This is a genomic window from Azospirillum sp. UFLA03-27 (assembly GCF_059803775.1).
Map to the genome: position 1 here is coordinate 1 of NZ_JAUQTX010000260.1, position 8891 is coordinate 8891.

At 70.3% G+C, this 8891-nt stretch carries 6 protein-coding genes and 1 pseudogene; all 7 read right to left on the reverse strand.

All coding sequences use genetic code 11. From position 1 onward, the window contains the following. Window positions 1-943, reverse strand: a pseudogene (locus Q4I23_RS27105) (ATP-binding cassette domain-containing protein); the annotation flags it as partial. 7 nt (window positions 944-950) lie between these two features. After that, the gene (locus tag Q4I23_RS27110) at window positions 951-2279 is read right to left on the reverse strand and encodes a prohibitin family protein (protein ID WP_454017367.1); all 1329 of its coding nucleotides are present in this window, start codon (window positions 2277-2279) and stop codon (window positions 951-953) included. A 1-nt stretch (window position 2280) separates the two neighbouring features. Next, window positions 2281-3990 (reverse strand): ATP-binding cassette domain-containing protein, encoded by a 1710-nt coding sequence (locus Q4I23_RS27115; protein WP_498528265.1) that lies wholly within the window; start codon window positions 3988-3990, stop codon window positions 2281-2283. Between the two features lie 9 nt (window positions 3991-3999). Further along, window positions 4000-4761, reverse strand: coding sequence for a substrate-binding periplasmic protein (locus Q4I23_RS27120; protein WP_454017369.1), 762 nt, complete (start codon window positions 4759-4761; stop codon window positions 4000-4002). Further along, window positions 4758-4928, reverse strand: coding sequence for a hypothetical protein (locus tag Q4I23_RS27125; RefSeq protein WP_172428501.1), 171 nt, complete (start codon window positions 4926-4928; stop codon window positions 4758-4760). Before Q4I23_RS27125 ends, Q4I23_RS27120 begins: the two co-directional genes overlap by 4 nt. Window positions 4929-4970: 42 nt before the next feature. Then, window positions 4971-5486: a YcjF family protein gene (locus Q4I23_RS27130; RefSeq protein ID WP_014197918.1), complete on the reverse strand. Its 516-nt coding sequence runs from the start codon at window positions 5484-5486 to the stop codon at window positions 4971-4973. Between the two features lie 381 nt (window positions 5487-5867). Continuing rightward, a partial coding sequence (locus Q4I23_RS27135) for a type VI secretion protein IcmF/TssM N-terminal domain-containing protein (RefSeq protein WP_498528266.1) occupies window positions 5868-8891 on the reverse strand: 3024 nt, incomplete at its 5' end.

Here is an 8891-nt window from a genome sequence, read left to right on the forward strand (position 1 = left end):
GCGTATAATCGTCGGCAGCGTCAGATGTGTATAAGAGACAGAGATATGAGCGGGCGGCGGTCTCGGCGCTGATGTAGGAGGGGTAGGAGGCGACGATGGTGATGACCGGGTAGGCGATGAAGGCGGCGGCGTGGCCGGCCAGCACGACGGTCGTGATGTCGGTGTTGGACACCGCTGGCAGCAGGAAGATGATCCCGGCCAGCGCCGCGTAGTAGGTCAGCTCGCTCAGAGTGAAATAGTGGCTGTACTCGGCGCCGAAGCGGTGGCGCTCCGTCCGCAGCGCCTCGGCGCAGGCGGTGGCATCGGACAGCGCGTTGGCGGCGCGGCGGCGGTTCAGCTTGCACTCGCGCAGCGTCTGCAGGATGTGGTCCGACCGTTCGGACAGCGCGCCCTCGGCCTCGTGGATCGTCTCCGACAGCCGTTCCAGCCGCAGGACGGAGCGGGTGATCAGGATGCCGCCGACCGTCAGGAAGGCCAGCACGATCAGCACCGCGGCGTTCGACAGGCTGGCGAGATAGAGCAGGCACAGCACGATGGCCGCGACCGACTGGAAGCTGATGACCAGCGTCGGCACCGCCTGGGCGAGAAGCTGAAGCTCCGGCCCGGCCACCTGGGCGAGGCGGGTGGAGCCGACCGCCATGGCGTCGGGCAGGTCGGCGGTCACCGCGCGGCGCAGCAGGTCGACGCGCAGGATCGCCAGCGCCGCCTGCATCCGCTTGGACGCCGCGCTCATCATCCAGCCCTGCGCGAAACGCCAGGAGAAGGCGGACAGCAGGAAGATGAACAGCAGACGCTGCAACCCCTCCGGATCGTCCATGATGACCAGCGCGCTGTTCAGCGAGGTCAGCAGGGCGAGGTTGAGGGCCGCCGCCAGCACCGCCAGCAGCATCAGCGGCTGCATGTTGCGCAGGGCGTCGCGTCTCAGGATGCGCCAGAGATCCATCGCCGGCTCACTTGGACTGGATGAGGTCGAGCAGGCGGGACGGCGACATGGTCGACAGGATGGGGGCCGCGGCGGCCTTTCCGTCCTTGGCCGGCCCGGCGGCGGCCCCTGCTGCTGCGCCCCCCTGCTGCGGCTTGACGCCGGGGACCGGTGCCGTCGGCGCGTGGCCCGCCGTAGCCGGCGCGGGCTCGGCGCCCGCGGTGTTCAGGCTGGGCATCTGGGCGACCGGCACCTGTCCGGGGGTGCCTTCGCCGCTCAGCGAGGGAAGCTGCGCGGCGGGCGGCACCGGCAGGCCGCTCGGCATGGTGACCGTCGCGGCCCCCGCCTGCGGCGCACCGGGGGCAGGGGCGCCCGGCATCGGGAGGGTGGCGCCCTGGCCCGAGGCGGCGTCGAGGATCAGCGGCAGCCCGCCGCTGGCGGCGTTGCCGATGACGACGATCTTGGCGTTGGGCGAATGGGCCAGCTCCAGCGTCGCCTCGATGCCGCGCCAGCGCAGGTAGTTCTCGGTCAGGTTGGCCTGGACCGTCTCCTGGAAGGCGCGGATGCCCTGGCCTTCGAGCTGCTTGCGCTGGCTCTCGAACAGCTCGCGCTGCAGGCGGAACTGGTATTCCTGGGCGGCTTGGTCCTGCTGGATCTTGCGCTCGATCGACACCATGATCGCTTCGGGCAGCGAGACGTTGCGGATCAGGATGTCCTGGATCAGCAGGTAGCCGGTCTTGGTCCGCCCGTCCGGCTTCGGCGTGTCCTCGGCTCCGATGATCTGGGCGTACATCACGCGGTCGGCGACCTGCTCGAAGGTCTCGGTCTGAACGCGCAGGCGGCGGTGGGCGTAGAGCTCGTCGGCCTTGAAGCGCGACACGATCTCGCGCGAGACCGACCCGACCTCCGGCACCAGCAGCACTTCCAGATAGTTCGGCCCGACGTTCTTGTGCAGGGCGGCCAGCATCTCCGCGTAGGGGCGGTAGCGCACCGTGATCTCGATGCTGACGTTCAGGCCGTCGTTGGCGATCGCCGAGTAGGAGCGGGTGTCCTCCTGCAGGCGCAGGTCGTAGACCTCGATCTTGTCCCAGGGGAAGATGACGTGCACGCCCTCGGCCAGGGCCGGAGCCATCTGGGTGCCCTGGTGGAAGCGCTTCCACAACACGCCGCCGTGGCCGGCGGGGATGAAGACGACGATCGACGGCGCGAAGTAGAGGAAGATCAGGATGCCGACCAGCAGCGTGCACAGCAGCGACCGGCGGTGCTCCTCGTACCAGTTGCCGAGCAGCGCGCGCAGGCGCGACTTCGGCTGCGGCGTCGCGTCGGCGTCGTCGTAGGTGAAGGCCTGGTCAGCCATGTCACGCGGTCTCCTGGAGCAAAGCCGTGGCGGGGCGGGGCGCGGCCTTGTCGGCCGGCGCGTCCATCTGCCCGTTTGTCATGTGAATGGTGACGTCGCAGACCGACGAGGCGTTGCCGTCGTGCGACACGAAGATCACGGTGCGGCCGAGCGCCCGCAGCTTGCCGATGATCTCGTTGGTGAAGCGGGTGCGGAACTCGGCGTCCTGGTCGGACGTCCATTCGTCGAGGATGATGATCGGGTGCCCCTCCGCGACCGCGACGGCCAGGGCGACGCGGCGGCGCTGGCCCTTGGACAGGTCGCGGTTCAGCAGGCCGTCGCCGGTCTCCGGAACCAGATGGTCGATCTTCAGATAGGCCAGCATCTCGCGGAACAGCTCCGCGTCGAAGGTCGACCCCTGCGGCAGGCGGGTGAACAGGTGGTGGTCCTGGAACACCGCGCAGAACAGGTCGCGGTAGGACTCCAACCGGTCGCCCTCCACCGCCTGCCCGTCGAGCAGCACCTGCCCCTCGTCCGGGCGGAACAGCAGCGGGATGACGCGCAGCAGGGTGGACTTGCCCGACCCGTTGGCGCCGACGATGCCGACGACGCTGCCCGCCGGGATGGTCATGTCGATGGGACCGATCACGAAGGGCTCGGGCCGCAGCCCGGCGCGGTAGGCGAAGCGCACGCCGCGCAGCTCGATGGCGGAGAAGCGGCGCGGCGCGCGGGCCAGCTTCGACGGGGCGTACTCCGCCGCCGGCATGGCGGCCAGCAGGGTGGTGAGCTGGTTCGCCGCATCCTCCGCCGCGATGTAGTCGGGCACGGCGTTGAGGAACTTCGACAGCGGCCGGGCGAGGAACAGGATGACCGAGGTCACCAGCGGAAGCTCCGCCGCCGACAGCGCGCCCATGCGCGGGAAGATGAAGACGAAGACCGCGGAGAAGCCGATGACGATGGTGGCGATCCAGGAAAACAGCTCGCCCAGATTGCGCCCGTGGCGCCGCTTCAGGTCCTCCCATTGGGCGACGTCGGCCTCGACCGCCTGGGCCAGCTCGTCGCGCCGCGCCTTGCCCAGCTTGATCTCGGCGTTGCCGCCGACGATCTCGGAGAAGCCCTGGAGCATCCGCACCTCGGACTCCTTGGCCTGGCCGAGCAGGGCGCGGGTGCGCTGCGCCTCGCGGACGTACCAGCCGCCGATCATCGCGCCGGCCACCAGCAGCAGCGTCGCGCCCACCGTGGTCAGCGTCCACAGGTAGAGGTAGGCGACGACCGCCACCAGCATCATGTTGGCGGCGATCGACAGGTTGGGCAGCAGCGCCGCGATGCGCTCCAGATGGTGGTTGCCGAGGTCGAAGGAGCGGCGGGCCTGCATGTCGAGGATGTCGGCGTGGTTGCCCAGCGTGACGGTCTGCAGGAAGCGCCGCCGCACCCCGGCCAGCGCGCTGAAGCCGGTGGTCAGCACCAGACCGACGAAGCGCTTGCTGAAGGCGTAGGAGACCAGCAGCGACAGGCAGAAGATCAGGAAGGGCGTGTCCAGCACCTCGCCGCGCATCCAGCCGTTCAGCTCGGCGCTGAGGCTCATCAGGCTGATGAGGTTGGCGGTGGCGGCGACGCAGCCGGTCACCACCAGCCGGGTCAGGATCTCACGGTCGGCCAGCCCGATCAGGGGCAGCAGAGCCGAGACGGGCCGGCTGGGAGCGACACGCTTGGTTGTCTTGCTTTTGCTCATCGCTCCGCCTCACTCCGCCAGCCAGGAGTCGAGGATGCGGGTGATCGTTCCGTTGTCGCGCAGCTTGACGAAGGCGGCCTGCAGCCGCTCGGCCTTCTCCTTGCGCGCTTTGGGCATGGCGATGTAGCGGGGGATCAGGCCGAGCGGCTTGGGCAGGACGCGCACGTCCTTCAGCCGCCCGTCCTGCTTGGCCATGTGGTTCAGCACATGCAGGTCGCCGACGATCACGTCCACCCGGCCCAGGATCAGGCGGCGGAAATTGACCACATTGCTGCTCGACGGGACCTTTTCCAGATAGGTCGCGGCGTCGAAGTCCGGCGCGTAGGCGAAGCCGTCGACCACGCCGATGCGGTAGGGGGTCAGGTCCTCCAGACGCTCGAAGGCGATGGGGGAGTCCTTGCGCACCATGAAGACGGTCGTGCCGGTGCGGAACGGGCCGATCATGTTGTACTGCGCGAAACGGGCGGGCGAGGCGATGAACTGGAACCCGACGTCGGCGGTGTTCTCGTCCATCGACCGGACGACCTCGGTCCAGGACAGCGGCCGGTGGACCGGGGTGATGGTCAGCTCCTTCAGCAGGGCGACGACGATCTCGGTGTCGATCCCCGTGCGGGTGCCGTTGAAGGAGTAGTTGTAGGGCGGGAAATGGTCTTCCGACGCGATGGTCCAGTATTCGGCGCGCGCCGGAAGGGTCGCGGCGAACAGCGCCAGCAGGACCGGCAGCAGGAGCCGCAGGGCCGGGCGGAGGATGGACGCCGTCGCCGCCGTCATGCCTTCGCCCGCTTCTTGCTGCGGGTGGTTAGCAGGATCATCACGAGAAGGGCGCCGGGCGGCGTCAGAACCACCGCCAGGAAGGCGTAAAGCAGGAAGCCGCCGCGGCGGCCGATCCCCAGAAACCCGACCAGCAGGCAGAGACCGATGTAGATCAGCTCGAACACGGCGATGCTTCCTTCTTTGCCCGGCGCCCCGGCGTCGTGCCCTTAGCCGGCCTTCTGGACCGGCTGCTCTTCCATCTGCGGCGCCGCGGCGGGGGCCTCGCCGGCCTCGTTCTTGGCGGCGTCGTTCCGGGCGGCCTCGAACTCCTTGCGGAAATGCTCGCGCATCGTCTCGACGTCGAAGTCCAGCAGCGTGCCGCCGGTCTCGAAGTGCTGCGCGAACACGCGGCCGAGCGCCTGGGTGGCGGCCAGCGACAGGGCCGGCATGACGGCGACGCCCAGGGCGGTGCCGATGAACGGAACGGCCTTCACGGCGGAGCCGAGCACGCTGGAGCTCAGCGCGCCGGGCATGACGCCGCCCATCAGCGCGCCGATGATCGCGCGGGTGCGCTCCTGCGCGAACTCGATCTCATAGAGCTTGGCGAGCTTATGGATCAGGTTGAGCTGGGCCACGCTGACCGCGGCGACGTCCGCGCCGGGAACGGGGATGAGTCCGAAGGCACCCGAGGCGTAGCTGTGATACTTGATCAGTTCCTGGGCGCGCTTCTTGCGGTCTACCATGATCCGAAACCTTTCGAGGGACAGGTGAGGTTGATTTCAGGTGGAAACGGTAAGCTCAGACACACGTCTTGAGACGTTATGCGTCGCAAATTTGGCATTCCGAAAGAAACAAAGCATCGCCAATCAACCGCTGCCTAAGCGATTGGTAAAAAAATGCCCCTATTGCCGCTGGTAAATTAGAGAGTGGTTCTCGGGACTGTCGTTGGGCAAAGAATGACTGCCCAACGATCCAATATGTCCCAACGACTTGATACATTTTCAGTAATTAACAACGCATTAAATGCCTATGACCACCGTCGGAGTTTTTGTTGGAAGCTGCGTCATCTTTCTGCGAATTGTAACAAAGTTCATCATCAGCTTTTCTTTGTGCACCGATCTCCACTACCTCTGCGGGAAACGCGCGGGCAGGTCGAGGGCGCGCGCCGGAAGCTCGTTGCGTGTCCCGGCGATGACCGCCGCGCCCAGCACCAGGACGGTGTCGCGCACCGGCTGCCCTTCGATGGTCTGCGTGGGCAGGGCGACGCGCAACAGCAGGCCGTCCCGCGACGATGACGGAGTGTGGCCTTTCAGCAGGCGCAGCAGCGCCCACGGTCCGCGCTCGGCCAGGGTGATGGTGTCGCCGGTGGCCGCGGCGGTTCCGCCCGCCGGCGCGCCCTTCGGACGGAAGGGCGACCCGGAGGCCCAGCGGGCGCTCAGCAGCACCGGCTGGCCCGGCGTCCAGGCGAGCGTCCCGCCGTTGGCCGTTGCCCCCACCGCGCTGGCGCCGGAACGCACCGACCAGTCGATGATGTGCTCCGCCCCGACCTCCTGCGCGCGGTTGGCGCCGTAGGTGAGGCGGACGCTGACCGGCGACGGGCGCGCGATGGCCTCCAGCAACGGGCGGGCGGCCTCCATCCGCTCCATGAAGGCGGCGACCTCGGGGGTCGCGGTCCGCATCACCGCCACCCGGTGCTCGTCGAGCTGCCGGTAGAAGCGGCGGACGTCCTGCGGATCGGCGTCGGCCGCGCCGCGCGCCTGTTCGGAGCCCACGAAGGGGAAGCGCCCGGCGAGGGTCTGCGCGAAGGCGGTGGACAGCTTCGACAGGGCGACGTCGCTGTCCGGAACCGGAGCCTCCACCGGCATTCTGGGCAGGATCGGCAGATGCGCGACGACGGCCGGCTCCTCCACGACGGCGGGCGGCGGAGCCGCGGGTTCCGGCGACGGGGCCGGCCGTGGAGGCGGAGGAGGGGCCGCCGCGACCGGCTTGGCCGGCTCCGCTTCGGGCGAAATGAGCTTTGGTTCCGCGGGCTTCGGTTCCGCGGGCTTGGATACAGCGGGCTTGGCTTCGGCCGGCTCGACGGCTTCGGCGGGCGGAGCGTCGGGAACCGCTGCGGGAAGGGCGGCGGCCAGGGCGTCCGGCAGCGCGGTCACCGCCGGGTTGAGAGCCAACGCGCCGCCGTCACCCACCGCGAACAGGGCGCCGGTCTGCGGCGCACCCAGCGCCAGGACGGCGGCGCGGGCGCCGGTCGCGGCGGTGGACAGGGCCTCGGTGATGCGGTCGGTGGTGTCGCGCCCCGGCAGATCGGCGATGGCCGCCTTCTGGAGCGCCACGCGGATCGCGTCGGGCAGGCCGCGGGCGGGCTCCTGCAGGGCCCCGGCGATGGGCCAGGAAACGGCTTCGACAACGGCGCCAGTCAGGCGGCGGACGTCCTCGACATCCTCGGCGGTCGGCGTCTCCGGCAGGCCGCGCAGCCGTTCGGCCAGGGCCTCGGCGCGCTGGCGGAGCGGGTTGCGGCCGTACAGCTCCTCGGCCAGCGGGGCGGCGAGCTGCACCGATTCCGCACGCACCGCCGCGGCGATGGTCCGGGCGTCGAGGTTGGGCAGGTCGGCGCCCGCGGCGATGCGCGTGATGTAGCCGTCCGTCGCCGTCATCGGCGACCGGGGGACGGCGCCGTAGACGCTTTCGGCCAGCGCGTTCAGCTCGTCGAAGCCGCTGTTGCGGCGGAAGCGGTCGTAGCGCTCCAGCGCGTCGCGCCGCCCGCCGATGCGGTCGAGCTGCTCGGCGAGCCGGCGGAAGGCGGGCAGGTCCTCGACCCGCTGCGGGTTGGCGACCGGCGGCAGGTCGGCCATGGTGGCGCTGGGCAGCAGGGCGTCGCGGATCGGCCGCAGCACCGAGCGGCGCAGCGTGACCGAGGCGAGCCGCTTCTTGTCCTCGTCGAAGGTGCTGAACAGCGAGGTCGGCAGCAGTGGCGTGGCGAGGGAACTGCGCTCCATCACCGCCGTGGCGGCGATCACCCGACCGGCCAGGGGGCCGTCGGTGACGGCGTCGCGCGCCAGCAGCGCCCGGCGCAGATCGGCGGTGGCGGCGGCGACCGGCGGGCTGCCGGCGGACACGCTGGACACGCCCTGCCACGCGGCGACCGACAGGCCGGCGACCGAGGCGGCGAGCGCGGCCTGGGCCATCCGGCGGCGCTTGTGGGCCTGCTGGTAGGCGGCGTCGGACGGCCGTCCGTAGCCGGCCTCGGCGAAGGTGCGGCCGGGCAGCAGGTTGCGGGCGAAGACCGGGCGGCGCCCGCCGGTGGCCGGGGCGTAGGCGCCGGTCAGGGCGATGCCGCGCAGCGGGAAGGGCTCTGCCTGGTCGTCGCCACCCAGGGCGCCGTCCAGGAACAGCGCCAGCGGGTGGCGCAGCGTGTCCAGGGATGCCGGCAGCAGCGGCAGCCGCACCCCGGCGGTGCCGGCGGCGAAGGCGTCGGCCTCCAGAACGGCGATGTCGGCGGCGATGGCGTCGAACGCCTCGTCGATGCGGCGCGGCTCGAAGGGCTTCGCCCAGTCCTGGGGGTTGGTCCATCCCAACACGCCGTCCAGCAGGGCGGACGGCATGGCGGCGCAGAGGTCGGTGAAGCCGTCCAGCGCCTCGGCGCGGACCACGACCACATGCACCGGGCCGACCACGCCGAGATCGTCGCGCAGAGTCCGCAGGCGCTCCCGCAGGGCGGCGCCCCGCTTGGCCAGCGCGTCGCGCGGGCCGGGGCGCTCGGCGGCGGCGCGCAGTTCGTCGGCGCCGACCATCAGCAGGACGCCGTCCAGCGGGCGACGCATCGGCCGCTTGCGCATCGCCGCGACCAGCGCCGGCCAGGACGCCCCCAGCCGAGAGCCGTCGGCGGAATCGGCGCCGGCGTGCAGGATCGCCGCACCTTCGCAGAACCACCAGCAGCCGTTCTCGCCGTTGCCGTCCTCGGGCCAGCGGACATGGGTCGGGTCGGTGGCGAGCAGGGCCGGACCGCCGACGCCGAAGGCGAGGAACCACGGGATGTCGCCGCGGCGCAGGGGGCCGCGCATCTGTCGCGTCAGGATGTCCAGCCCCTCGCCATAGACGCTGTCTCTTATACACATCTGACGCTGCCGACGATTATACGCGAGTGTAGA